Origin of the sequence: [Clostridium] saccharolyticum WM1 (genome assembly GCF_000144625.1) — a bacterium.
GTDB lineage: Bacteria > Bacillota > Clostridia > Lachnospirales > Lachnospiraceae > Lacrimispora > Lacrimispora saccharolytica.
In genome coordinates, this window is record NC_014376.1 from 3,449,770 (window position 1) to 3,474,983 (window position 25,214).

The 25,214-nt window shown below is 45.4% G+C and carries 23 protein-coding genes; 2 read left to right on the forward strand and 21 right to left on the reverse strand.

From position 1 onward, the window contains the following. Positions 1–23: 23 nt before the first annotated feature. A complete protein-coding gene (locus CLOSA_RS16065; RefSeq protein ID WP_013273804.1) occupies positions 24–1,322 on the reverse strand; it encodes a galactokinase in 1,299 nt (432 codons plus the stop codon). 218 nt (positions 1,323–1,540) lie between these two features. On the opposite strand from CLOSA_RS16065, the gene CLOSA_RS16070 reads away from it, so the two are divergent. Continuing rightward, on the forward strand, positions 1,541–2,485 hold the full coding sequence (locus CLOSA_RS16070; protein WP_013273805.1) for a TIGR01212 family radical SAM protein: 945 nt from the start codon (positions 1,541–1,543) through the stop codon (positions 2,483–2,485). Between the two features lie 24 nt (positions 2,486–2,509). Here CLOSA_RS16070 and CLOSA_RS16075 read toward each other — a convergent pair whose 3' ends face one another. The 11 genes from CLOSA_RS16075 to CLOSA_RS16125 all read right to left on the reverse strand — a co-directional run bounded on the left by CLOSA_RS16075 (position 2,510) and on the right by CLOSA_RS16125 (position 16,430). After that, the gene (locus CLOSA_RS16075) at positions 2,510–3,712 is read right to left on the reverse strand and encodes a CapA family protein (protein ID WP_013273806.1); all 1,203 of its coding nucleotides are present in this window, start codon (positions 3,710–3,712) and stop codon (positions 2,510–2,512) included. 163 nt (positions 3,713–3,875) lie between these two features. Next, the gene (locus CLOSA_RS16080; RefSeq protein ID WP_013273807.1) at positions 3,876–5,951 is read right to left on the reverse strand and encodes a DUF5054 domain-containing protein; all 2,076 of its coding nucleotides are present in this window, start codon (positions 5,949–5,951) and stop codon (positions 3,876–3,878) included. Between the two features lie 59 nt (positions 5,952–6,010). Next, positions 6,011–7,291: a CehA/McbA family metallohydrolase gene (locus CLOSA_RS16085; RefSeq protein ID WP_013273808.1), complete on the reverse strand. Its 1,281-nt coding sequence runs from the start codon at positions 7,289–7,291 to the stop codon at positions 6,011–6,013. 12 nt (positions 7,292–7,303) lie between these two features. Next, positions 7,304–8,170, reverse strand: coding sequence for a carbohydrate ABC transporter permease (locus CLOSA_RS16090; protein WP_013273809.1), 867 nt, complete (start codon positions 8,168–8,170; stop codon positions 7,304–7,306). A gap of 16 nt (positions 8,171–8,186) precedes the next feature. Next, a complete protein-coding gene (locus tag CLOSA_RS16095; RefSeq protein WP_013273810.1) occupies positions 8,187–9,086 on the reverse strand; it encodes an ABC transporter permease subunit in 900 nt (299 codons plus the stop codon). Positions 9,087–9,120: 34 nt separating this feature from the next. Then, positions 9,121–10,593 (reverse strand): ABC transporter substrate-binding protein, encoded by a 1,473-nt coding sequence (locus CLOSA_RS16100; RefSeq protein ID WP_013273811.1) that lies wholly within the window; start codon positions 10,591–10,593, stop codon positions 9,121–9,123. Positions 10,594–10,888: 295 nt separating this feature from the next. Continuing rightward, on the reverse strand, positions 10,889–11,989 hold the full coding sequence (locus tag CLOSA_RS16105) for a GntR family transcriptional regulator (protein WP_013273812.1): 1,101 nt from the start codon (positions 11,987–11,989) through the stop codon (positions 10,889–10,891). 255 nt (positions 11,990–12,244) lie between these two features. Then, positions 12,245–13,087, reverse strand: a complete 843-nt coding sequence (locus CLOSA_RS16110; protein ID WP_013273813.1) for a DegV family protein — start codon at positions 13,085–13,087, stop codon at positions 12,245–12,247. Between the two features lie 207 nt (positions 13,088–13,294). Next, positions 13,295–13,585, reverse strand: coding sequence for a hypothetical protein (locus CLOSA_RS16115; RefSeq protein WP_013273814.1), 291 nt, complete (start codon positions 13,583–13,585; stop codon positions 13,295–13,297). Positions 13,586–13,756: 171 nt separating this feature from the next. Next, complete coding sequence (gene htpG / locus CLOSA_RS16120; RefSeq protein WP_013273815.1) at positions 13,757–15,760, reverse strand: molecular chaperone HtpG; 2,004 nt, start codon at positions 15,758–15,760, stop codon at positions 13,757–13,759. A 172-nt stretch (positions 15,761–15,932) separates the two neighbouring features. Beyond that, complete coding sequence (locus tag CLOSA_RS16125) at positions 15,933–16,430, reverse strand: DUF5721 family protein (RefSeq protein WP_013273816.1); 498 nt, start codon at positions 16,428–16,430, stop codon at positions 15,933–15,935. Between the two features lie 277 nt (positions 16,431–16,707). Here CLOSA_RS16125 and CLOSA_RS16130 point away from each other — a divergent pair, with 277 nt between their 5' ends. After that, on the forward strand, positions 16,708–17,994 hold the full coding sequence (locus CLOSA_RS16130) for a M18 family aminopeptidase (RefSeq protein WP_013273817.1): 1,287 nt from the start codon (positions 16,708–16,710) through the stop codon (positions 17,992–17,994). A gap of 60 nt (positions 17,995–18,054) precedes the next feature. Here CLOSA_RS16130 and CLOSA_RS16135 read toward each other — a convergent pair whose 3' ends face one another. The 9 genes from CLOSA_RS16135 to spo0A all read right to left on the reverse strand — a co-directional run bounded on the left by CLOSA_RS16135 (position 18,055) and on the right by spo0A (position 24,892). Then, positions 18,055–18,288 (reverse strand): hypothetical protein, encoded by a 234-nt coding sequence (locus CLOSA_RS16135; protein WP_013273818.1) that lies wholly within the window; start codon positions 18,286–18,288, stop codon positions 18,055–18,057. Between the two features lie 29 nt (positions 18,289–18,317). Continuing rightward, on the reverse strand, positions 18,318–19,289 hold the full coding sequence (locus tag CLOSA_RS16140; protein ID WP_013273819.1) for a peptidylprolyl isomerase: 972 nt from the start codon (positions 19,287–19,289) through the stop codon (positions 18,318–18,320). 23 nt (positions 19,290–19,312) lie between these two features. Beyond that, complete coding sequence (locus tag CLOSA_RS16145; RefSeq protein ID WP_013273820.1) at positions 19,313–20,095, reverse strand: HAD family hydrolase; 783 nt, start codon at positions 20,093–20,095, stop codon at positions 19,313–19,315. Next, positions 20,092–20,688 (reverse strand): Maf family protein, encoded by a 597-nt coding sequence (locus CLOSA_RS16150; protein ID WP_013273821.1) that lies wholly within the window; start codon positions 20,686–20,688, stop codon positions 20,092–20,094. The genes CLOSA_RS16145 and CLOSA_RS16150 overlap by 4 nt, the downstream gene beginning before the upstream one ends. A gap of 104 nt (positions 20,689–20,792) precedes the next feature. Continuing rightward, positions 20,793–21,350, reverse strand: coding sequence for a putative ABC transporter permease (locus tag CLOSA_RS16155; RefSeq protein ID WP_041709344.1), 558 nt, complete (start codon positions 21,348–21,350; stop codon positions 20,793–20,795). A 113-nt stretch (positions 21,351–21,463) separates the two neighbouring features. Beyond that, complete coding sequence (locus CLOSA_RS16160) at positions 21,464–21,922, reverse strand: divergent PAP2 family protein (protein ID WP_013273823.1); 459 nt, start codon at positions 21,920–21,922, stop codon at positions 21,464–21,466. A gap of 13 nt (positions 21,923–21,935) precedes the next feature. Next, complete coding sequence (locus tag CLOSA_RS16165; RefSeq protein WP_013273824.1) at positions 21,936–22,505, reverse strand: HD domain-containing protein; 570 nt, start codon at positions 22,503–22,505, stop codon at positions 21,936–21,938. Between the two features lie 37 nt (positions 22,506–22,542). Further along, positions 22,543–23,988 (reverse strand): glycogen synthase GlgA, encoded by a 1,446-nt coding sequence (glgA, locus tag CLOSA_RS16170; protein ID WP_013273825.1) that lies wholly within the window; start codon positions 23,986–23,988, stop codon positions 22,543–22,545. A gap of 97 nt (positions 23,989–24,085) precedes the next feature. After that, complete coding sequence (gene spo0A / locus CLOSA_RS16175) at positions 24,086–24,892, reverse strand: sporulation transcription factor Spo0A (protein ID WP_013273826.1); 807 nt, start codon at positions 24,890–24,892, stop codon at positions 24,086–24,088. Positions 24,893–25,214 lie beyond the last annotated feature (322 nt).

A 25,214-nucleotide genomic window follows, 5' to 3' on the forward strand; every position in this document is an offset into this window, starting at 1 on the left:
CTCCATTGAGGCAAAATTTACAATTATAATTGATTCATAATCTCGTTGAAACAGATGGCTCCATATGGCCTGATGCTCATCCGGTAAGCATTGCCTTCTCCCATGGCTTTCTCTATATAGGAAATGTATTCATCCACCAGCTCGTTGGGCAGCATGGTCATGATAACGCCTGCAAATCCTCCTCCGTGTATCCTGCATGCACCCTTCTTCTTTTCAGCCAGGAAAAGCTCGGTAAGCGCCAGGGCAATGGTAATTCCCTGTTCCTGATAGCTGGTATTGGTAAAACAGTTCTGAAGCCATTTCCATGAGGAATTGCCGGATTCGGTAATATTCATTAAAAAGTCTTCAAACCGGTCTTCCTTTAAAGCAGCTACTTCTGCGTCCACCCGCTTATTCTCTTCAAAGAAATGAAGGGCACGAAGTACCGATCGGTCACCGGCATAGTCCCTGACCTCCTGCAAATGATCGATAACATCTTTTTCCGTGATCTCGGCACAGACTTCTTTTCCAAAGAATTCAGCGGCCTTTTTCATTTCCGCCGGAACCGAGGAATATTCAGCACTTAAATCTGCATGTCCTTTTCCTGTGTTTACAATAATCAGGCTGTGGTTTTTAGAACCGAAATCAAAATCAATTTTCTCCACGACCGGAACTGCCGGATCCTTAAAATCTATGGTAATGAGTCCTCCTACCGCACATGCCATCTGGTCCAAAAGACCGGAAGCCTTGTCCCAGTACACATTTTCCGAGAACCGGCCGATATGGGCATAAGCCACGGTATCCATGGCACCTTTATTAAAGAATGTATTTAAAATAGAGCAAAGCAGCATTTCAAAGGAAGCGGATGAGCTGACTCCTGCAGCACTGATGACATTGCTGGTGATGCAGGCATCAAAACCGCCGATTTCATACCCTGCTTCCAAAAAGCCTTTTAAAAGCCCCTTTACCAAATCAATGGTCCCTGCCTTTTTATCACTTGGGTCCAAATCATCCAGATCGATTTCAAAGCTCTGGTTATAGGTTTCACTGATAATATTCACTTTCCTGCTGTTGTTTTTAGCAGCCGCTCCCACGCAGTCTAAATTTATGCTTCCGGCCAGGACTTTTCCATGGTTATGATCCGTATGGTTTCCGCTGATCTCTGTACGGCCCGGTGAGGAAAAAAGCACTACATCTTCCCCTGGAAATTTCGTCTGGAAATTCCTCACAAGGCTCTGATAGCGTTCAATGTTCTCCCTGACCGCATCTTCTCCGTATAAAGCGGTCATAAGCTTTTTAGACTCTTTTGATTCCAGCATCTGAATCGTATCACTTACTTTCATGTCATTGCTCTCCTTTTCCTTCGCTCTTTCACGCTCATTGTATCATATATGCCAAAGATTTCACAATATAATATTTTACGAAAACCTATAAAATAATTTGACAGTTCATCCCGGACTCCCGTATAATGATACAATCGAAAAAATACCCTTCCGGTCTGCCTCATCCCCTTATCAAACAAGACGGCCAGCCAATGATGGAGGGAAGAAAAGAGGAAACCATGTTGTGGAACGACAAACCTTACCATTCCCTGGATTATGAAATGAAAAGGCAATACGGGCAAAAGGTTTATAAGCTGGCACTTGACGGAGGCATGACCTGTCCAAACCGGGATGGGACCCTGGGAACCGGCGGATGTATCTTCTGCAGCGGCGGCGGGTCCGGAGAATTTGCCGAATCCCTGGCCCCCCACCTTTCCGTAAGCCAGCAGATCCAATCTGCCCGCAGCAGGATACAGGGAAAAATAAAACCGGAATCCAGCCGGTTCATCGCCTACTTCCAATCTTATACCAATACCTACGCTCCCCTGTCCTATTTAAAAGAGCTGTTCACCCAGGCTATTTCCCATCCGGATGTGGCAATTCTCTCCATTGCCACCCGACCCGACTGCCTTCCTCCCCCTGTCCTTCAACTGTTGCAAGAATTAAACCAGATCAAGCCTGTATGGGTGGAGTTGGGACTTCAGACCATCCACGAATCCACAGCAAAGCATATCCGGAGAGGATATTCTCTTCCTGTGTTTTCTGAAGCTTACCGCAATTTAAAGGAAAGCGGCCTTACTGTCATTGCTCATGTTATTTTAGGGCTTCCAGGAGAAACCAGGGAAATGATTCTGGAAACCGTTGACTATCTGGCCCATCTTGGAAAACATGGGGTCGACGGGATCAAGCTTCAGCTTCTTCATGTGCTCCAGGGCACTGACCTGGCCGAAGAATATAAAATGGGCCTGGTTCCTGTCTGTACCCTGGAAGAATACGTGGATCTGGTAATCGACTGCATCGCCATCCTCCCTCCGGAAGTGGTCATACACCGGATCAGCGGGGATGGGCCGAAAAAGCTGCTTCTGGCTCCTTTATGGAGCGGTCATAAGAAGCTGGTCCTGGGCACTCTGGCAAAGCGGCTAAAAGAACGAGGCATCTGCCAGGGAGACAGATACCTCGTGTGAGTTCTCGTAAGCTATGTGATAAGTTTAATTGCCGGTATTGTGAACAACACCGTTTTCATCCACCGATATTCCAAAGGATATGCCCTGGAAATACTGGTAAAAGCCCTGGATATCATCTTCCTGGGTCAGTGTCCTGGTAAACCCAGCCTTTGAGGTCCCAGGAACAAGAGATAACGTAGTGGTTCCCTGGGTAAAATCCACATTGGCCCTTATAAGGGCCGTCTTTGGAATGCTGCTTCCAAATATAAAATTTCCAAGGCTGTAACAGATAGGCTTTCCATTGTAATATTCGATTCCCTGAAGAACGTGGGGATGGCTTCCGATCACTAAGTCTGCGCCTGCATCGATGATTTTCTTTCCCAGAACCCGCTGGTATTCCTGAGGCTTCTCATCCCTTTCCACGCCCCAGTGGACGTAAACCACCACATAATCACAGCTTTCTCCCGCCTTTTTGATCTCTTCCAAAAGAATGGTTGGATCATAACCGCTTACCATTCCCGGCTTTTTGCTGTTGGCTACCCAGTCGGCATCTGGATAAACTCTTGACGCCGCCAGAAAGCCTATGGTTTTTCCGTTGACCTCTATTTTTTCAAGCTGTCTGGCCCGGTTCATATCTGGACCTGCTCCTACATACCGGATTCCTGCCCCATCTAAGGCCGTGCAGGTGTCCACAAGAGCATCGGTTCCATAATCAAGGGAATGATTGTTGGCAAGGGCAACAATGTCAACCCCGATTTCATTCATCATGGAAACCCTGGATGGAGGAAGGCGGAATGTAAACTGCTTCTCTGGTGCTGCAGAGCCACGGTCACTGAAAGGGAATTCCTGGTTGGCCATAAAAATATCCGACCCGCTGATTTCGCTTCGAAATCCCTCATCCAGCACCCCATTTATGCTACCAGCCTTATCATAAGCAGTAGTTACATGACTGGATAGTAATATATCTCCTGCAAAGAGCATCTGTACGGCTGGGTTTTCTTCCGTTTCTTCCCCGGTTACCGGAGTCTCCTCCTGAGACGGAGATGCCTCCACGGTAAGTATTTCCGTTTCCTCTGAAGCCAAAGACTCTGACTGGGCAAGGCTTTCCCTGGGAGAGTCCTCTGTCTCAGGCATTTGATTCCCCTGTGCTGCCTTCCATTCACTTACTCCGATCCACCCAATAAGCAAAATTAACAGCAATATGGGAAAGAAGATCAAAATCTTCATCAGTCCATTGGTCTTCTTCATCTAATCCTCCTGATTGTTGACAATTTCCACATGTTTTTCTATTTTCCATTACTTTTTCCACAGAAACACAGAGTTTTTCATGATCTTCCCTTTCTATTTCTATGGGGTTTTATTCCATTTTTTTATCTTACACTGGAACCGTGGATTTGTCAAACATTCCGATTTACTTATTACGGAAGCTCAGGACATAACGAAAGCAGCAGTCATCCTGGCACCACATGGGGAAATTGGTTCCCCACTTATTGTTAAACAAACAGAAGGATAATCCTTTCTTCATATCAGGAAGCTCCAGGCAGCCGCCATATAACCGTCTGCCCCCTAAGCTTACCAGGGGAGAATCCTGATTCTTCAGCTCTATCATCCCGTCTGCCCCGTCGTAGACCAGCTTTTCCGTACAATGCTGTCTCCGGTTCCCTCCCTTGACTACTTCCAGGGGGGAGATCTCCTGGTCCATGATTACCATTTTCCAAAGGCAGGGGTTTTCCACATCAATCGTTACATCAAACCAAAGGGCTTCCGGCATTTTATTGGCATCCTTATTTTCCCACAAAAGATCGCATAAAAGTTCGGCACCAAAGGTATAGATGATCCAGGCCCTCTCAGGACAGCCGTATTCCGTTACTGCTGCCGGATTTCCTGACAGAAGGATTCTTACCGTAGCACCGGATTTTCTCATATCCCTTACCCCAAAGGAATAATTCCTGTTGAAAAGTCCCTCTACGTTTTCCAGACCCGGCTTGGAAAAATCGGCTTCCGACCAGGTCATATTTTCCTTAAAAGCATGATTGTACTCATAAAATTCTGATACCATATTCAGGGCCCCATAGGTTTCATAAGTAAAACGGCCAAAGCACCCAGACTGGATCCAGACCTTTCCCGCTTTTTCCAGATAAACCACAGCGCCGCTTCCGTCAAATGCTGCCGTCCAATCCTGTATGGAGATCATCTCAAAGGGATGGACCGTTTCCCCTTCTTCCCATATCTCCTCCTTAGAAAGGTGGTCCCATGTAAGGGCCTGTTCCCCTTCTTCTCTTAAATCCTCCGGAAGAAGCCGGACTGCTTCCTGCAGATAAGCCCGCTGTTCCTGAAAGGAACTTTCGTACCGTTCATAGGAGCTTTCCAGATGCTCCGCTCCCTTTTCCCTGCAGATGGCATGTAACAGAGATGCATTCCTTTCCGTAAACATCGCCTCTGTCACACGGTTTTCTTTACGGGCCTTTTTAAAATCTTCCTTCTTCCAGTTTTTAAAATCAAACAGGTGCTTTTTATAATCCAGCCCCCAGGTATGTTCACAAACCATCAGGAGATTTTCCAGAAACCCATGGAACTCAGGCAAATCCGGATCAAAGCTTCCCTGCTTTTTCCACTGGTCTTTCAGGCCCAAAAGCCGTCTGAGCCCCCTGACCTTAACCGGATCAGAGGCAATGCCATGGATCCAGGAGTCCCCGATTTCCTCCGTAATTATGGGAAGCTCCTCTTTTCTTTCCCACAGCTTTTGGGCATAGGCATCCAATGTAGAGGCCTCTACCCTGGCCCCGGGATATTTCATTTCCAATGCTTCTAATTGCCTTAATACCTCTTCCCTGGTGGGAATGCCCAGATTGTCCCCTAAAAATACAAACTCCAGAACATCCTCCATGCCGTCCACATGGCAGGTGGAGCCATAAACCGGAGAATACTGGACTAGGATTTCCCTGCCTCCGGACCGCCACACAAAGCTTTGGGGAACCATGGGATTCATGGATGAAGGATTTACCCCGATATGCAGATACTGTTTCCCATGGTGAGCCATAATGGGCACCATAGCTTTGGTATGGCCTGGCACGTCAGTCAGCTTTGCTGCAATGGTTTTTCTGCCAAACTGTCTGTCCAGTCTGTCCCCATAGCTTAGGTTAAAATCCATCAGATCTGTGTCCATCAGTTCCGTATGAGTGGTAAAAGCCAATCCATGCCAGCAGATATCTCCTCTTGCCACGGCTTCCTTCAGCCTCTCAGCCTCTGCCTGTCCCGCCTTTTTTAAATACTGGTCAATTAAGAAAGCCCCCAGGGTCCAGACAAACCGCTTTCTTCCATCCCGGTTTAAGTCCTTGGCAAGCCCAATGGCTTCCGGAATATAATCGTGGATATAGTTGGAAAGGACACGGTCCGCCAGGTCCGTAAACCCCATATCAAAATGTGTCATGAAAACCACATGAACTCTCTTAATTGATTCTTTGGTCATTAATTCATTCTTTGTCATTTTTGTCTCCTAATAAATCAAGCAGATATGCCTTCCTAATCTGATCCGCAAATTCAAGGTTAAAAGACGTTTTTTCTTTCAACCTTATCACCGGTTATATAAAAAGGATTGGAAAGAAGCACCGTCGTTTGAGGATAACCCGGAATAAGGCTCCGCCTGATCTCCACACGGAGATACCCCGGCTCTCCCGCCTTTCTTTCCATGGAAAGCCGGTCTGAATCACAGGGGATCTCTTCTCTGCGTTCCTTGGAAACCAGAGAAATCACATCCCCCTTTTTTAAGTTCCAGAACGTGAACCGTATTATAAATCCCCTATGGATATCATCTCCCATGAGACGGTCTCCGGCCCAGGCTTCCATCATGGGACCTTCCGGCGAAATGGACAGATAGGAATGACCTTTTTTTAGACCTTCCAGTATATCCTCAGCGGAATTTGACATGGCGTAAACACAGGTACATGGAGAGGCAGGCATCCTTCCCGGCTCATATTTATGGAAATCGCTTCCTCCTGTTATGGGAATTTTTTTTCCTTCCTTAAGCCTTTCATCCCACCAGCTTAAGCAGTCCTGGTTGCTTTCCGGCTCCAAACCTCCATTCCATACCTCCACCCCATCAAAAGGAACCTGCTCCAGCCCCCACTTCCAGCCGCACCAGCGGCAAAAGGGATGGTTGATTACCCGAAAAGCCCCGCTATCCCCTGCCTCCTTAAGGATTTCCACGGTCCTTCCCAATGAATTTGAAAGAAAGCTTCGAAACGGCCGTTTCCTCCCCAGCATTCCCATATGCCCTTTGTAATGGGTCCACTCTACCCCAGGGATCATGGTCACCTGTTCCGTGGAGCGGAGCCAATTATTATGGGCATAATTGTTATGATCCGTAACAAACAAAAAATCCAGCCCTTCCCGCTCTGCCCCAAGGGCCAGCTCCTCCACGGACATATTTCCATCGGAGCCTGTGGAATGAAGGTGGGTGTCTCCTTTCAGCAGCCTCATGCCTTTTACATGAAATGTGACTTTATATGTAATTTCCACTCCCTGTTCCTGGATCTGATAAGCTCCCAGAAGTATGTTCCACTCTCCCTGCCTTATTGGAACCGATGCAAATCCATCCGAGCTCCTGCCATCAGAGAGGAAAATCTGGTTCCGGTTGGAGCCTGACCAGCCGATCAGTTCCCCCGTTTCATTTAACAGGCCGAAATCTATGATATTATTCTTACGGTCGTATTCGTATGACAGCTCCATGGAGGCCGCCTCTTCCGGTACGGAAAAAGGAACCATTAAATACAATCCTTCCTCCGCCTTTGCAGCCACCCTTTGAACTGTAATGGTTTTTTCCTTCATATTAATCCTCCGTCAGCCCTTAACGGCTCCCATATTGATTCCCTCCAGAAGAAACCCCTGGGCAAATAGATAAATGATCAGCAGCGGCAAGGTGGATATCACGATGGCCGCCATAATGGCATTATCCGGAGTTGCCGCCGTCCCGGAAGTGGAATCCACAGACATAATCATCTGCTTCAGCATCAGTGGAAGGGTATACTTCTTCTCATCAGTGATCAAGGTTGCGGGAAGCATGATGGAGTTCCATCTGGCCACATATTCCATGAAAAATACAGTTGCAAATCCCGGAAGAGAAATGGGCATGTAAATGCTTCCGAAAATTTTAAGTTCCCCTGCCCCATCCATTCTGGCTGATTCCGCAAGAGAATAAGGAACCGTCTCAAAATAATTTCTCATCATCATAATACTGAAGCCTGACACCAGGCCGTTTAAAACCAGTCCCTGATAAGTATTTAACAATGATAACTGCTTATTTAACTGGTAAACCGATATCAGAGTTAAGTCCCCAGGCACCATCATAGTGAGCATGATAAAGGAGGAGATATAATTTTTTAAAGGAAGGCTCTTTTGTATGAGAACATAACCTGCAAGGGCCGACAAAAGAACCTGGATCACGGTACCCGTTGTAGTAATAAGAAGAGAATTAAGAAATGGCCTTGCCATTTTCGTCACCCGGAATACATAGAAAAAGCCTTCCACACTGAATTTAGACCACCACAGCTTGATCCCGCTTTGTGAAGAATCAAGGGCCGTTGAGGTGGATACCACAAATACATTCCACATGGGAAGAAACATGGTAAGAAAAATGAACGCCGTCAAAAGCAAAAAAAGCACATTCCAAAAACCTGTCAAATTGTTTTTACCTAAATTATCCTTCATATCTCAGCCCTTTCCATCAGGAATAAATCTCATCATATTTCAGCATCCTTCTGACTGCCGAAGTGATCAGCAGGGTGGCGAACAAAACCACGGTGGCAGCCGCCGTAGCGGTTCCCACATTAAACTGGATGATGCCCTGCTCATAGATCAGAACCAGAAGATTTTTCACCTTGTCGCTGATGGAAGCATTCATCATAACGAAAATCTGGTCAAAATTCCGCAGGATCCCCATAACCGACAGCACCGCCACCACCTTCATCGTTGGTACAATGACCGGCAGGGTAATGTAGCGGATCTGCCTGATTCTTGTGGCCCCATCCATTCTTGCAGATTCATACAGGGCCGAATCAATTCCGATCATGGCCGCCAGGAACAGGGCCGCAAAATAGCCGGCCCCCTTCCATGCGCCAGTAAAAATCATGATAAATCTGGCGTAACGTCCCTCTGACATAAAAACCAGCGGAGCATAGCCGCCGCCTGACATGACTTTCATGATGCCGTTTACCATGCCCGCCGGGGATAAAATGGAGATCCACAATCCTCCCACCACGGACCAGGACAGAAGGTACGGGATGTAAGTAACCGTCTGGAACAGGGATTTTGCCGCCTTATTCCTGATTTCATTGAGCAATACCGCGATCATAAGTCCCCATACAAACTGCAAAAGAAAGGTTCCTCCGCCTACTGCCAGGCTGTTGACAAATGCCTGCCTGTACTGCCTATCCCCGAATATCTCCTTATAATTATGAATCCCTGCCATCTCATATCCTCCCAGAAGTTTTACCTTCTGAAAGCTTTTTAAAATCCCCAATACCAGAGGATAATAAGAAAATACAAGAAAGTAAATAAGAACGGGGACCAGCAGCAGATAGATTTCCTTATAGCGCAATATCTTTTTCTTAAGCTGTCCTTTCAAACCGATGCCTCCTGTCTTTTATGGAAAAATGTGTTTACCGGTCGGTCACTTTCCGGTCCACAAGCTCTTTTCTCATGCCCGCAAGACCCTCAGCAGCGGAAACCTCTCCCTTGATAATCTTGATTCCCCATTTGCCTACGATTTCCTTGTAATCCTTTTCATTGGGAATGATCATGTCAATGGACGCATAGCTGCTGTAGCTTAACGCTTCCTCCACTCCAGGATTAAATCCGAAAATCGGTTTAAAATCCTTGTAGATAGGGAAAGGGGCTCCATGATCATTGCCATGCTGGGTACCGGTTTCCGTCAATTCATACTTGCCCTCAGTACCGGTATAGTCATGGCCTAAGATTCCGGTTGAAAGAAGGTTTCCTCCTTCCTGAGTTGCAAAATATTCCAAAACCTTCATGGCTCCGTCAGGGTTCTCTGCATTGGCCGGTACTGCAAACAAACTGGCGCTTCCTTTGACCAGCATATAGCTTCCATCCGGTGTCTTAAGGCCGGGAAGAGAGACGATCTCATAATCTTCGGGAGAGATTCCGCCTGCCCTAGCGTTTGCATTATGTAAACCAACCCACGCCGTCCAATCGGTTGTCACCGCTGTTTTCTGAGAGGAAGCCCCCATCTTAGCTCTCATATCCTTTGTCTTATCAACAAAGGAAGAGGGATCCAGAAGACCATTGTCATATAGCTTTTTAAACCATTCCCACACTGGTGCTGCCTCGTCCTCTGCATAGGGTGCATATTTTTTTCCGGCGTCATCAAGAACCACACCGTCTTTTAACCCCTTTGCTGCCATCCAGGGCTGCAGATCATAGGTTTCTGATAAAATAGCGTCAAAGGGATAAAAATCAGGGACCTGACTGCTGTTCTTTAACTTCTTCATCACATCATAATATCCATCCATGGTAGGCTCGATCTTCTTATAATCAATTCCCGCCTTCTTAAGGAGCGTGTTGTTAAGGGCCACCACCCGGTGAATCTCCTTTTTGTTGAAGCCTGCATAGATTTTTCCTCCAATGGTAATATCCTTCCATTCTGCCGGATCAACATTTTTTGTAAGAATCTCAGAGTCTTTCACCCGGTCCGTAATATCCATCAGGGCTCCCTGATCTGCAAGATTGGCATACTGGCTTGCCGTGACATAAATCAGATCATAGGTTTCGCCGCCGCTTAGTTTCTGCATGAGAACTTTATCATAATCCGATGCAGGTTTTTCAATTTCCACCGTAAGACCTGTTGCCTGGGAAAGGGCCTCTGCAAAAAGCTTCATCTCCGCCTCATCTTTGCCTCCTGTGTTGGCCGAAATGATTTTTACGCTGCCCCCTGCTTCTTTCCTTTCCTGGCTGCCTGCTCCTGTCTTGCCTTCTTCTTTTTTGATTTCTTCTGTCTGGCTTTTCTCTGTCTGGCTGTCTTTCATGCCTGCACTTTCCTGGGTACCGCAGGCAGTGATGGAACCTACCATAAGGGCGGCCGCAAGCATTGACATGACTCTACTTTTTTTCATTATTTCTCCTTTCCACATGACACATATCGGGCTTACAAAACCATATTATATTATATTTTATATTTTGTAAACCATATTTACGCAACTTTTACATATATTTTAATTAAAATATATGTTTTATGCATTCATAATACCATACGGAATTTTTATTTTCAACTGCATATCGTTATTTTGTAACTAAAATACATAATTTGTATTATTTATTTATGCAATATCACCAACATTAAAAAAGGAGCCCAGAACAGCAATTTCTGCTGTTTGGGCTTCATCGATATGAAAGAAACAAATATATATTTTAGCACTCGCAAAATATCCCTGGTACCAGGCAGTCCATCTGGCTGCAAGACAGATCTTTTTCCACCTGCTTTAACAGGATGTCAATGGCTTCAAAAGCAATTTTCTTTTCATTCTGCCTTATATGAGTGAACTTCGGGCCTCCGGGAGACAAATAATCCTCGTCAATACAGCATACTGTTATTCCCTTTCGGTTACCAAGCCATCTTGCAATTCCATATTCGGCACAAATGACCGCATCTAAATCCTCATTCTCATTAAAATACTGATCAATCATCTCCTTAATCCCTGAGTCAAAATCATCAGAATAGATTTTAATCTTTTCAGAGCCTTCCAGGCAGCACTCCTTCATGTGTTCCATTCCTGCAGCCCTTATTGCCTCCAGAAACCCTTTTCTTCTGTCCTTTAAGGAAGAAGTCCCGTTTTCCGAAAAAGTAATAAATCCGATCTTTTTATTCCCTTTACGGACCAGATGGTCCACCAGCTCCTTCATGGCAAGATGATTGTCTGTTCTTACAGATGGGACAGGGATTCCCTCCATGTTCTTATCGATCAAAACCATGGGAAATTCTTCTATGACAAGCTTTAGAATTTCCGTATTATAATAAAGTCCATGGCATGGCATAACAATGATACCGCTGACCCCCAGCTCCTTTAAAAATTCAATTTCTTCCGTTTCCTTTTCCCTTTCGCCGTAAGAAAAGCGAACGCACAGCTTATAGCCGGCCTCAGCCGCTATGGCATCCATCGCATACATCATGTCAAGTCCGAAACAGGAGGAAACATGCTCCAGGACAAGACCCAGCATTTTATCTCCGGCCCGGATCTCACATTGCTCCCCTGACCCATCAAAGCTGTCCTCAAACGTCTCAACGTCCCTGGCCGGAAGCTGGATAAAGCTTCCCTTGCCCTTGATGCGGTTTAAGTAACCTTCGGTTCTCAGAGCATTCAAGGCATTGGTAATGGTGATGGTGCTGACTCCATATTCAGATGCCAGCTCTCCAGTCTGGGGCAGACACGCTCCTTCCGTCAACTCTCCCGTAAGGATCTTATTCTTTAAATCCAGATAAACCTTTTTATATAAAAACTGTTCTTTTTCCATTGGTCCCTCAAAAATAGTATTTTTATATATTATATCTTTTACTCTAACTTTTTTCAATAAAAATATATTTTTCTTTTTTTATACAGCATATCAGAATACTTTTATTTTTCCCACAACATAAAAAACTGGTCATATTTACACTTTGCGGAAGCAAAAGTATAAATATAACCAGTTATGCCTGCACCATTTATTACAGCCGCACCTAGTCATCTCTTTTTTATGTGCATGTTAACATCATAGTCCGGTAAACACTTTTTAAAGGGTCATAACGATTCCGCCGTCATTGGCATATACGGTAGCAACTCCGGCCGTTTCTGCGATAATCACATCTTTGAAACGCGCCTGCTTCATCATCTCCTGCTTCACATGCTCCGCCCGCTCCGGGTTATTGCAGTGGGAAATGACCAAAACTTTGTCTCTGGTATCTCCGCCTTCCTTGAGGGCAAGATCCACCATGCGGGCCAGAGCCTTGTTAATCCCCCTGGCCTGGTCCAGCTTAATGATCACGCCGGCATCTGATCCCATAACAGGTTTGATATTGAGGGCAGTGGCAAAAAAGGCCTGAAGCCCTGTGAGGCGTCCATTCTTTCTTAAGGTGTCCAGACTTTCCAGAACAAAATAAGTCTTCATATTCTTAAGGAAGGTCCTAGCCTTCTCTTCGATCTCTTCAAATGGAAGGGATGCCTGGCAAAGAGACTGGACGTAAAGAGCGATATTCAACTGCCCTGCTGAGGCAGAATCCGAACCCAGTACCGCGATCTTTTTCCCGTTGTTCCCATGTTCTTCTTCGTAAAGCTTTTTTCCCAAAACCGCGCTGTTATAGCTCCCGCTTAAATGCTCGGACAAAGTGATCACAAAAACCTGGTCCTCCTCACACTCATAGGCCTCTTTAAACAGCTCTGGTGAGGGACATGCCGTTTTGGGACACTCACTGCTGCTTTTCACCAGCTCCAGAAAGCTTTTCTGGTCAAAGGTCTCGTCATCGATTACCTGAACATTCCCCACCTGCAATATAAGGGGAATTATCTGAAAGTGAGGATCCTTTTTTAATTCTGCCGTAAGATCCAGGCAACTGTCCCCAATGATTTTATAGCTCATATCTCTATCCTTCCTCCTGGCACGAAACTTATCATGTAGTATTCATTACCATATATTATAGAGAAAGCAGACCCGGATGTCAATAGAATAATTTAACACCAAATACCGGCATTGAGAAAGATTCTTATATTTCTCCAATTTCCGATAATACAAAAGGACTTGTACCAGAAATTACCAAAGTACAAGTCCTTAGCCTGCCGCCGGATCTTATTCTTCATCCTGCCCATTGATTGCTCCCACCGTGCTTACACTTGTAGCCACGGCAACCACAACAACAAACAGTATCAGAAGTAAAATCCCTCCAAAAAAGCTTAATAAAAAGGGCATACCGCTATCCTCAGAGGCTCCTTCTGCCGGTACAGCCGCCTCTGAAACAGCGGCAGTCTCCGCATGGGACACCATTGCTGCCCCAGGTGCTCCACCTGCTATTATGCCAAGCATAAGAGCCAGCATCAGGCGCAGTACCCCTTTCCTTATCCACATGGTCTTTTCCCTCATCACAGTTTCTCCTTTCAATGCCCGTGCTATTAAGACAGACATATGATAAAAGCCCGTCCAGGCGTAGCAGGTCCTCCATAAGGTATTTCCTCCCTGCCGGTTAAAATCGCTGCATCTAATATAGCACAAATAGCAGAAAAAAGATATCCCTCAATCAAAGAATTCCGGGTTTTACACCTCTGCCATGACAAGCATCAGCTCATTGCTTCTGGCAATAAATTTGGTCATGCGCTCCGGTGACATGGAACCATGGCTTAAGGCTGCCAGATCATAAAGCTGCTCACAGATGGCATTTGTGTGGGCTCCGTCCTTATGTCCCAGCACATACTGCACCAGCTTATTGTTGTAATTAAGCACCAGAGTTTCCCCTCCAGCCCCAAACATGGAAGGATCCATGCCTGGCATGGTATACATCTTCATCATTTCCTGCATACGGCGGGATTCCTCCGATACAGTGATCATGGAGGACACATTTTCATTTTTTAATTTCTCAACCTTTACCTCCAGATGCTCTTTGTCCAAGGCCTTACGGAACAACTGGGTCAGAGCTTCTGTATCTGCCTTCATGGCTTCCTTGTCCTCTTCCTTCACCTCTTCCTTAAAGATGTCAGATAAATCAGAATTTATGCATAAGAATTTAATATTCTCATTTTTCTGCTCCAGATAACCTACAAACGGACTGTCAATGTTATGGGTCAGATAAACTGCATCAAGGCCTGCCTCTTTAAACATGTTGATGTACTGGCTCTGCTCTTTTTCATCGGAGATATAGAAGATACTGTTCTCGTGCTTTTCTTTATTCTCCTCCAGACAATCGGACAGGGTCATATACTTGCCTTCCAGATTCTTAAAGATAAGGGAATCATTGATCTTTTCCCCGAACTTTTCATCCTTTAAGCAACCGAATTTTATAAATGGATTGATGTCATCCCAGTATTTCTCATAATTTTCTCGGTCCGTCTTAAACATGCCGGTCAGCTTATCTGCAACCTTCTTTGTGATGTAATCAGAAATCTTCTTCACAAACCCATCGTTTTGAAGGGCGCTTCTGGATACGTTAAGAGGAAGATCCGGGCAATCAATTACGCCCTTTAACAGCATCAGGAATTCCGGGATCACTTCCTTAATATTATCCGCAATAAATACCTGACTGTTGTACAGCTTAATGGTTCCTTCCAGGCTGTCATAATTTAAGTTCAGCTTGGGGAAGTAAAGAATCCCCTTTAAGTTGAAGGGATAATCCATATTTAAGTGGATCCAGAATAAAGGTTCTTTATAATCATGGAACACTTTGCGGTAGAAGGACTTGTATTCCTCTACCGTGCAGTCATTGGGATGTTTGTTCCACAGGGGATTGGTATCGTTGACAGGTACCGGACGCTTTTTGATCTTATATTTTTCTTTTGCAGGAGATACTTCAACAACTTCCTTTTCTCCCTTTTCATTCTCCTTTTCCTCGGTCTTTGCTTCCTCCACAATGGTCTCTACCACGGTGTCCTTATCGGTCAGTTCCTCTTTTTCAATGGTTTCATACTCAGGCTCAGCAGATGCACTGGTCAGATAAATAGCCACCGGCATAAAGGAACAGTATTTGTCAAGAACCTCTTTTGCCCGGTATTCGTTGCAGAACTCCAGGCTTTCCTCATTAAGATACAGCTTAATGGTGGTTCCAAACTCTGCCTTGTTCCCCTCTTCCATCTCATATTCCGTTCCGCCGTCTGACTCCCAGTGGACCGCAGCAGCTCCTTCTTTATAGGAAAGGGTATCTATGGTGACCCTGTCTGCTACCATGAATGCGGAATAAAATCCAAGGCCGAAATGGCCGATGATCTGATCTTCATTGGCTTTGTCCTTATATTTCTCAAGGAAATCCTGCGCGCCGGAAAAAGCGATCTGGTTAATGTACTCATCCACTTCCTCCATAGTCATACCAAGGCCGTTGTCTTTAAAGGTAATGGATTTTTCATTGGAATCAGTGATGACCTCAATCTTAAAATCCAGATCCTCAGGCTTCTGCCATTCTCCCATGATTTCCAGTTTCTTAAGCTTTGTAATGGCATCGCAGCCATTGGAAATAAGCTCGCGGTAGAAAATGTCATGGTCGGAATACAACCATTTTTTAATGATGGGAAAAATATTTTCGCTGTTAATTGTTAAACTTCCTGTTTTTGCCATATCAGAACACTCCTTACTCTTTTTTCTATTTCAGTTCCATGTTTCCATGGAATTTTCTCAATTTTGTATAAACCGCAATTCGTTCAGCGATCCTTGCATAGAATATTTTAATACGCTGTTATGGAAATGTCAATAGAAAATCAGCACTCATATAAGTTGAGTGCTAATAATTTTATTCCTCCAGAAATGGAATCTCATTTCTCTTTAAAAATCCCTTCATGGCCTGGTCCCATTCTTCATCCAGGGTCTTATCCAGGGTAAATATGGAAACAGAGGTTCCTGTTACGCAGGAAAGCTTGTCTTCCTCATAGCGGATATTTAAGTACAGCCCTTTCACCTGATCAGGGGCAAGGGGAATCTGGCGGGACGCCAAAAAACGCTCAGTTCCTTCCTTGGACATCTGCAGGATGATACGGAAGCTGACGGGAAGTCGTTTTCCTTTGATTAGGGAAAAACAAAAGGGCTTCATCATGGCCCAGGTAGAAAGCTGGCCGAGGTTCATTTCCTCCTGTTCATCCTTGGAGTAATATGCGGTGCGTATGGTTCCGTCTATGGTAAACGTATTAAAGGTAGCAATAACAGCTTCCTTCGCAAGGAACTGGTCAAAGATTTCCCCTACGAACAGCTTGGAGGTAAAGGTTCTGATCTCCTCAATTTTCAGTGCGGTCATGGCAAATTCTCCCCATTTTCTTATCTTTATCCGTTAACTATACACCGGATCCTCCCAGACTGTCAACGCAGGATTCCCCTGTTTTTTTCATACTAATGGACGGAAAGAAGCACGCAAAGACTGCTCCCTGCTCGTTTCCAGTATTCCAAACCGGGATTTTCTGTGGTATACTATTCACAAAAGCAATGAGCAGTGCAAAACGGGGTACGGATCACTGGGGTCTTAGCCCCCATATACCATTATGCCCAAAATACGAGGGCAGAAAAGAGGAAATCATATGAATCATATGGAACAGTTAGAAACACTGATCGCCGCGTCAGTTTCTCCCTACCACTGCATTATGGCCGCAGCGGACCAGCTTTTATCCGCCGGTTTTCAGGAACTGCCCCTGGCTGAGCCCTGGGAGTTAACACGAGGCGGATCATACTACATAAATGTTTTTGATTCCACCCTGATCGCATTTTCCGTCGGGGAGGTACTGGACGTCATTCCGACTCTTAAACTGGCAGCTTCCCATACGGACTGGCCTTGCCTGAAGGTGAAGCCCTCCCCTGAAGTCACATCACTGGAATACGGAAAACTTAATGTAGAAGTATATGGAGGCCCCCTTTTAGGAACCTGGTTTGACCGACCCTTATCCATGGCAGGAAAGGTCTGTGTAGCCGGCCCCTCTCCCATGATGCCGGAAACCATACTAGTGGACTTTTCACGTCCCCTCCTTACGGTCCCTAACCTGGCGATCCACATGAACCGGGATGCCAACGACGGAGTTGCCATCAATCCTCAGGTTGACATGCTTCCCCTCATTGCCAGAATCACCGATGAGTTAAGCAAAGAAGATTTTTTCCTGGAAGCCCTGGCAAAAGAGGCTGGTGTGAAAAAAGAAGATATTCTGGATTATGAAATCTGCATTTATAACTGGGAGAAAGGAACCCTGTTGGGTTTGCAGAATGAATTTTACTCAGCTCCCCGTCTGGATAACCTGACATCAGTACAGGCCTGCTTAAACGGGATCACGGCCGGGCCTTGCAAAAACGGTCTCCATGTCATCGCCTTATATGACAATGAAGAAATCGGAAGCCACACCAAGCAGGGGGCTGCTTCTGCCCTTATGGAACGCATTCTTGAAAAGATATGCTTATCCCTGGGGTACTCCAGGGAAACCTTTTTGAATATTCTGATGAATGGCTTTCTGCTATCTCTGGATGTGGCCCATGCCATTCACCCCAATCACGGGGAAAAATGCGACATTAAGAACCAGATCCTCATGGGAGACGGGGTCGCCATTAAGCTGGCCTCCAGCCAGGCATATGCCACCGATGCTTCCAGCACCGGGGTCATTGAGGGGATCTGCCGTAAAAATCATATTCCTTATAAAAAGTTCTCCAACCGTTCTGATGTAAAAGGCGGCTCCACGTTGGGAAGCATCTCTTCCGCCCTGCTTACCATGAGAACGGTGGATGCCGGCGTGCCCATACTGGCCATGCACTCTGCAAGGGAGGTTATGGGAGCAAAGGACCAGGAAGCACTTGTGAAGCTGACAGAAGCATTTTTTCAGGCTTAATTGTATTCTATTTGCATTACACGTAAAAGGGGAAATCAGCGCTCTGATTTCCCCTTTCTCTTATTGTGATTCTCCCATAGTCTCCGGCACCACTTCCCGGCTGGTTTCCAAAAGCGATTCATTGGTTTTGCTTCCCTCCCAGTAACGGTACCCAAACACGCCCCCGACGGTCAGGCCGGCCAGCAGCAGCAGTGCAAGGAAAAATCGCAGAAATCCCATAAGGATCTCCCGGCTGCGGTTTCTTCTGCGCCTGCGGCTGTGCCCTCTTTTTCTTTCATATTCTTCCGGTTTCATCTGTATTTTACCCCATCCTTCCCCTTTGGTTAATCAGAAAAATACTTTCTGTAAATTTCAAAAAAGTTGGTGGTAGTCGTCCTGTCATCCTTGGAGAATTTTACATCTTTCCATATTTCATTGCTGAAGGTGACCGGATTTTCCTGCTTAAACTGGGAATAAATCTGATCAAAGGCTTCCTTCTTCCGTTTCTGGTATAGCCCTGCTTTCCTCTCCTGGGTAGCGTCTTCATCATAATCATTGACACACCGTATGATATAGTATTTGCCCTTGTTCTCCACCACCTGGCTGATCTGCCCAGCAGAAAGAGAAAAGGCCGCATCCTCAAAAGGACCTGGATCCTCCCCTCTTCCTACTTTCCTCTCAACGGAACCATCCTCTGAATATTCCCTGGCAAGTGCGGAAAAATCAGCGCCTTCCGATCCCGCCTTTAAAAGCACTTCCCCTGCCTCTGCCTCATCGGACATGACAATCTGCTCTACCACGATCACCTTTGCCTCGCTGTCGCTGATCTCCAGATTCATGTCCTTTGTCAGTTCATCCACTACCTTATTGGATAGATAGTACTCCTCATACATAGTCCTCACATCCTCTTCGGCAGCCCCCATGTAAGAGATGTCCTCCTTTGTCAGGGAAGAAAAAAATTCCTCTGATGCCTTACGGACCTCTTCCTTTTCTGCGCTGGTCAGGGTGACTCCCTTATTTCTGGCCAGGAGATTCATCATTTTCATTTCCTGAAGAAACTCCTTTACCTGATCCACCAGATAGGTTTCAAAGGTCTGTCCGTCGGGTAAATCCACTCCCCAGATCTGGCTGGTATAAATCTCCTGATACCGGTTCCTCTCTGTGGCTACGATCACCATGGACTGGGGCAGCGAATATGCCTTTGTTGACGAAGTTTCAGAAATAAGGGGGATATCGGCTCTGCAGCCTGACAGCATGATAATTGTCACCGCAGCAGCCAGAAGGACTCTTCCCCCAATCTTAAGTTGGCCTTTCATGAGCATCCCTCTCTTTATACTGCTTAAAGCAGCTTCAGTATTTTCAATACCCCGTCGTTTACGTTGGTATCCGTCTGAAATCTTGCTGCAGCCTTTACTTCTTCCCTGGCATTTCCCACTGCAAAGCTGTAATAGGCCTGTTTCAGCATTTCCACGTCATTTAACTGATCACCAAAAGCCATGGTTTCCTCCGGCTTGATTCCCAGGCTGTCCTGAAGAAGCTTCACTGCCTGTCCTTTATTGATTCCCGGCTTCATGCAATCCATCCACATGTCTCCTGCTATGGTTATTTTCAGGCTGTCCTCATACTTTTCTCTTAAGATTCTGGTATGGGCTTCCACATCTGTTTTGCGGTATACGGAAATTTTTATAAACTCTGAATCCACCTTGGTTAAATCCTCCACCCTCTTTACGTGGAAGCGGTAGCCATTGATGATCCAATCCAGAAATTCCTGGTTATCCGTTTCTGCATAAATCACATCAGGTCCGCTGAGCAGTACATCAAGTCCTTCCATATTCCGTACATCCTGTACCATATCCATGACCGTTTTGCGGTCTATGGTGTTGATAAACAGGCTTCTTCCATGGCAGCCTACATAAGCGCCATTATCAGAAAGGTAGAACACCTTTTCCTTAATGGGACCGAATATGGATTCGATGCTGAGCCACTGGCGGCCGCTGGCAGCTGCAAACTGGATTCCCCTTGCACGCAGCTTTAAAATCACATCATAAAGTTCCGGATTCAGCTCGTGGCTTCCATCCGTCACCAGCGTCCCGTCAATATCCGATGCAATCAGTTTAATCATACCTTATCCTCCTGTTCAAACATCAGCTTCATCTCCTGGTACACACGTCCTACAGGCAATCCTACTACATTATTATAATCCCCGTCAATCCCTTTAATGAAAGCTGCAAATTTTCCCTGTATCCCATAGGCTCCGGCTTTGTCCATGGGTTCTATTCCGTCGGTATAGGCTTTGATTTCCTCCTGGGACATGGGATACAGATGAACATCGGTTTTTTCCACAAACGTTCTGACCTTTTTTCCATTCTGTCCACAATACACCAGGGTAACCCCTGTATATACCTGATGAGTCCTTCCTTCCAGCATGGAAATCATCCGGAACGCTTCCTGGTGAGTGGCCGGCTTACCAAGGATCTCACCGCCTGCAGCAACTACAGTATCCGCGCCGATGACAAAAGTCCCAGACTGCTGACAGCCGGCTACATCCTCTGCCTTTTGCCGGGACAGCTCTGCCACTGCCTCCTCCGGCACGTCTGTGGTGATTTTCTCTTCAATGGTACTTGGTACAATTTCCGGCCTGATTCCGATCTGAGCCAGTAATTCTCTCCTTCTTGGAGATGCGGAAGCCAACACAAGCTTTTCTATCTTATCCATCTCAAACCTCTCTGTCTAACTCACTATCATTGGGTCTGCCTTTTATGATTTGGCAGAATACCTGCAAGCAAATAAGCGGGACCCGTATGGAATCCCGCCACTCATTAATATACTTTTAAACGCCCGATCATGGACGTATCATCATCGTCACAATCACCCCGAAGCTGTATTCTCATGGTGTATATGAAATCAGCCAGATAAAAAATCAAAAGGCTCATTGCCACCAATCGTTCCAAGTTCTCCGGAATCATACCTGCCATCTGATTAACAAATCCGTTAAGGAAACGGAAATAAAATATCCCCAAAAATCCCCATGCAATGCTGCTTTCCAGGCAAATGATCCCTTTGTAGTTCAACAGCTTCCGGCTGTAATCCCACCAAAAGGAGCCAAACAGCTTTATCATCATATGGGCTGTCACAAGCTCCATAAAGGTAGCCATAGCCATAGCAGCGAAATAAAGATGAACCGGATTGCCGGAAAGGGGTTTAAGCAGGATCAACGCGCCCGTGGCACCAAAACCATATATGATGCAGAACGGTCCATGTCCAAATCCTCGATTCAGCACAGGCCTTTTATTCTCATAGCTGAGTACGGCACATTCAAGAAGGTATCCAAGAAAGCTGAACAGGAAAAAACAGTTTATCCTGTGATAAATTGACATATCCATTTTTACCTCCAATTTTAACAATTTTTTAACTTGTTAAAGTATAATATGGATATCTTAAGAAATCAAGGGCTATTTTCTTACGATTCCCAGAAAACTTTCTGCAATATTTAATAAAACTGTGCCATAAAAAGTGCCAATAAAATCCCTAGGATAGCTCCTGCAGCTACCTGGAGAGGAGTATGTCCCACATATTCCTTTAGTCTTTCCTGGAGGATTTCCCCATTCAGCTCAAATGGATTTTCCAGCAGGATGCTGTTTAACAGCTTTGCCTGCTTTCCTGTTTCCCTGCGCACACCCATGGCGTCATACATAACTATCATGGATAGGACAACACTAACCGCAAACTCAAAAGAACCGACGCCATAACGGTATATGGCGGCGGTCGTTAACGCGCATACCGTTGAGGAATGAGAACTGGGCATTCCCCCAGATCCCACAAGCCTCTCCGGATTAAAGTTTTTATTAAGGGCCAGATCAATGATTGTCTTTAAAACCTGTGCCACCAGCCAGCCGGCAACTGCAGTGATCAGAACCTGATTCCCAAGTAAATCTTCCCAAAATGTCATGGTTTCCTCCGTCTTATGCAGCGCTTTTCTTTCCAAAACCGAATAAGATCCAACGCTTGATCCTGGCCACGGTCTCAACCAGACCGCAAAATTTATCCGAATAAATAATCACCATTCCCTCCCGGCTCTTTGGGGGGATGGGGGTCAGCGGCCACATATGGCGCAAAATCATATCTTTCTCTTTCTCTGTTAATTCATAGTATTTTACCGCATTGTCTAATGCAGTCCGGGGATGAGTAAAACCATGGAAGTGCTCCCCGGTTTCCTTTGCATGCGTATGCCAGTCGTACAAAAACAAATCGTGAAGAAGGCCGGCTCTGGCAACCTCTGCATATTCCCAGCTAAACTTCCTGCAGATACAGTAGCCCATATAGGATACCTTAATGCAATGAGCCTTACAGGTTGTGTCCCCATGCTGCATAAATTGATCCATGGATTGAAATACCGGACTGTCGATGATATCCTTTACACAATCCATATAATCGGGATCCTCACGGTAATCTTCCCGTTCCACCCAGGAAGAATCTTCTGCCCATCGGAACGCTTCTTCTCTTTCTTCCCTGGTTAAATGCATATTTTCCATCTTAATTCAATCGCTTCTTTCCTTATGAATGAACGGCTTAACAGCCAATCAGCCAATCATACAGTTCCTGATACTTCATGGCTGACGTTTTCCATGAGTAATCCTTTGTCATGGCACGGTCAATGATTTTATTCCACTCCCGTTTTTTATCGTAATAAACTATTTTAGCGTACCGGATAATTCCCAGCATCTCATGAGCATTATAATTGGCGAAGGAGAAGCCGGTTCCCCGGTTCTCAAACTCGTTATAAGGCTCTACCGTATCCTTTAAACCGCCGGTTTCCCGCACAATGGGCACGGTGCCGTATCGGAGAGCCATAAGCTGGCTTAATCCGCAGGGTTCAAACAGGGATGGCATAAGAAAGGCATCACAGGCTGCATAGACCTTATGGGACATAGCCTCGGAATAATAAATATTGGCCGAGACCTTATCCTGGTATTTCCATGCATAATGGCGGAACAAATTCTCATACCGTTCTTCCCCGGTACCGAGAACTACTAGTTGTATATCATCCTGACACAGCTCATCAATCACGCACTGAATCAGATCCAGTCCCTTCTGGTCTGTCAGCCTGGAAACGATGCCGATCATAAACTTCTTATCATCCTGACTTAGCCCCAGCTCCTGCTGCAAAGCCCGTTTATTCTTCACCTTCTCCTTGCGGAAATTCTTTAAATTGTAATTCTTTTCTATATATTGATCGGTTTCCGGATCAAATTCCTCATAATCGATTCCGTTTACAATTCCCCTTAGGCTGCCGGCCCGCGCACGCATAAGGCCGTCAAGGCCCTCCCCGTAAAACGGCATCTTAATCTCTTCCGCATAAGTATCGCTGACCGTGGTTATGGCATCGGCGTAAACAATCCCGCCCTTTAACAGATTGCCATCCTTATAAGCCTCCAGCTTATCCGGAGTAAAATAGTAATCCGGCAGGCAGGTAAACTTCTGTATGGTCTTCACATCCCATACGCCCTGGAACTTTAAATTGTGAATGGTGATCACGGATTTTATGCTCTGGAAAAACTCCCCTTCATGGAATCGGTCCTTTAATAAAACAGGAATAAGGGCTGTCTGCCAGTCATGACAGTGAACAACATCCGGCTGAAATCCTATCACAGGAAGGGCTGATAAGGCGGCTCTGGAGAAAAAGCAGAATTTTTCCAGATCATTGTACCAGTCTCCATAAGGCTTGGAACCATTATAATATCCTTCGTTATCAATAAAATAAAAGGTAATTCCCTCATGTACATACTGCAGAATTCCTACATACCTGCTTTGTCCCAGATAATCCATGTAAAAATGATCCACATAGGTCATCTGGTTTCTAAGCTCTTCCTTGATGCAAAGGTATTTGGGAATCATGACTCTCACATCAAAGAATTCTTGATCAAAGCATTTGGGAAGGGAACCCACAACATCTGCGAGCCCTCCGGTTTTTATGAAAGGAACTGCCTCTGATGCAACGAATAATATCTTCTTCATCCAATAACCTCCCTTATCATCTTCCCCCTGGGACATTGTAGATTTTCATTTAGTATACAGCATTTTAAGGAAATAAGGAAGTATCAAAAGTTACAAATTATGAAAGTTTTTTATAATCCAGCCTTATCTTATCAGCAATTAGAGCAATAAATTCAGAATTCGTAGGCTTTCCTTTGCCGGTACTTACCGTATACCCGAACAGTTCATTGATGGTATCCATCTTACCTCTGCTCCAGGCTACCTCTATGGCATGGCGGATGGCCCGTTCCACCCTGCTGGGAGTTGTCTGATGTTTCTTCGCAATGGAAGGATAGAGTATCTTTGTGACAGAGGTGAGCATTTCCTGGTCCTGTACGGAAATGACAATGGCATCCCTTAAATACTGGTATCCTTTAATATGTGCGGGAATGCCTATTTCATGAAGCATTTGTGTGACATCATTTTCCAGGTTTTGTTCCATGTACTCCGTTTTATTGACATAAGGCTTTACTTTTTTCATCCCCTGAATGTTTGGTGTCTTCGACTTTCTCTGTCCTACTCTTCGTACCTTGTCGACGATAATATCCTTATTAAACGGCTTCATTATGTAGTAATTTGCTCCCATCCGAAACGCATCTTCCGTAATATTCTCGCTTCCTGCCGCAGTGACCATGATAAATGACGGAATCTTTGTAACTGCACCGTTCCCCCTTACGCGCTCCATTACCGTAATTCCGTCCATTCTCGGCATAATCACATCCAATAAGACAACATCCGGATTTGTTTTGAGGATCATGTTATAAGCGTCTTCGCCATTATCCGCTCTTCCAACAACGTGGAAATCCTCCTCTCCCTCCAGTATATCGTTCAGCAGATTTAATGTCTGCAGGTTATCATCCGCAATCGCAATACTGATTTCTGACATATTGGTACTCTCCTTCTGATTCTTCAAAATAGATTAAAACTAGTGTAAAGCCATTATAGTCTTGCCTTGGCTCATGCCGCAATGGGATTCTATCGCATTATTCGACAAAAAGTACTGCTTACAAGCTGATTTCCGGAATATTTTTTTCCTTCCATGCGCTGAAGGTCGAAAGGGCCTACCCTGATCCGTATCCCTATCAACCCTTCCATTTTTATGCCGGTGTTGAAAATTGAAACTCCTTGTCGGCAAAAAAAAGTCACGATTTTTTTAAATCCCACAATTTCTATATTAACACATTATAATTACGATGAAAAGCATAATT

Excerpts from the sequence above, each read along its gene's own strand:
- CLOSA_RS16065 (WP_013273804.1), bottom strand. The coding sequence starts at position 1,322 with ATGAAAGTAAGTGATACGATTCAGATGCTGGAATCAAAAGAGTCTAAA.
- CLOSA_RS16070 (WP_013273805.1), top strand. The coding sequence starts at position 1,541 with ATGTTGTGGAACGACAAACCTTACCATTCCCTGGATTATGAAATGAAA.
- CLOSA_RS16075 (WP_013273806.1), bottom strand. The coding sequence starts at position 3,712 with ATGAAGAAGACCAATGGACTGATGAAGATTTTGATCTTCTTTCCCATA.
- CLOSA_RS16080 (WP_013273807.1), bottom strand. The coding sequence starts at position 5,951 with ATGACAAAGAATGAATTAATGACCAAAGAATCAATTAAGAGAGTTCAT.
- CLOSA_RS16085 (WP_013273808.1), bottom strand. The coding sequence starts at position 7,291 with ATGAAGGAAAAAACCATTACAGTTCAAAGGGTGGCTGCAAAGGCGGAG.
- CLOSA_RS16090 (WP_013273809.1), bottom strand. The coding sequence starts at position 8,170 with ATGAAGGATAATTTAGGTAAAAACAATTTGACAGGTTTTTGGAATGTG.
- CLOSA_RS16100 (WP_013273811.1), bottom strand. The coding sequence starts at position 10,593 with ATGAAAAAAAGTAGAGTCATGTCAATGCTTGCGGCCGCCCTTATGGTA.
- CLOSA_RS16105 (WP_013273812.1), bottom strand. The coding sequence starts at position 11,989 with ATGGAAAAAGAACAGTTTTTATATAAAAAGGTTTATCTGGATTTAAAG.
- CLOSA_RS16110 (WP_013273813.1), bottom strand. The coding sequence starts at position 13,087 with ATGAGCTATAAAATCATTGGGGACAGTTGCCTGGATCTTACGGCAGAA.
- CLOSA_RS16115 (WP_013273814.1), bottom strand. The coding sequence starts at position 13,585 with ATGAGGGAAAAGACCATGTGGATAAGGAAAGGGGTACTGCGCCTGATG.
- htpG (WP_013273815.1), bottom strand. The coding sequence starts at position 15,760 with ATGGCAAAAACAGGAAGTTTAACAATTAACAGCGAAAATATTTTTCCC.
- CLOSA_RS16125 (WP_013273816.1), bottom strand. The coding sequence starts at position 16,430 with ATGACCGCACTGAAAATTGAGGAGATCAGAACCTTTACCTCCAAGCTG.
- CLOSA_RS16130 (WP_013273817.1), top strand. The coding sequence starts at position 16,708 with ATGAATCATATGGAACAGTTAGAAACACTGATCGCCGCGTCAGTTTCT.
- CLOSA_RS16135 (WP_013273818.1), bottom strand. The coding sequence starts at position 18,288 with ATGAAACCGGAAGAATATGAAAGAAAAAGAGGGCACAGCCGCAGGCGC.
- CLOSA_RS16140 (WP_013273819.1), bottom strand. The coding sequence starts at position 19,289 with ATGAAAGGCCAACTTAAGATTGGGGGAAGAGTCCTTCTGGCTGCTGCG.
- CLOSA_RS16145 (WP_013273820.1), bottom strand. The coding sequence starts at position 20,095 with ATGATTAAACTGATTGCATCGGATATTGACGGGACGCTGGTGACGGAT.
- CLOSA_RS16150 (WP_013273821.1), bottom strand. The coding sequence starts at position 20,688 with ATGGATAAGATAGAAAAGCTTGTGTTGGCTTCCGCATCTCCAAGAAGG.
- CLOSA_RS16155 (WP_041709344.1), bottom strand. The coding sequence starts at position 21,350 with ATGTCAATTTATCACAGGATAAACTGTTTTTTCCTGTTCAGCTTTCTT.
- CLOSA_RS16160 (WP_013273823.1), bottom strand. The coding sequence starts at position 21,922 with ATGACATTTTGGGAAGATTTACTTGGGAATCAGGTTCTGATCACTGCA.
- CLOSA_RS16165 (WP_013273824.1), bottom strand. The coding sequence starts at position 22,505 with ATGGAAAATATGCATTTAACCAGGGAAGAAAGAGAAGAAGCGTTCCGA.
- glgA (WP_013273825.1), bottom strand. The coding sequence starts at position 23,988 with ATGAAGAAGATATTATTCGTTGCATCAGAGGCAGTTCCTTTCATAAAA.
- spo0A (WP_013273826.1), bottom strand. The coding sequence starts at position 24,892 with ATGTCAGAAATCAGTATTGCGATTGCGGATGATAACCTGCAGACATTA.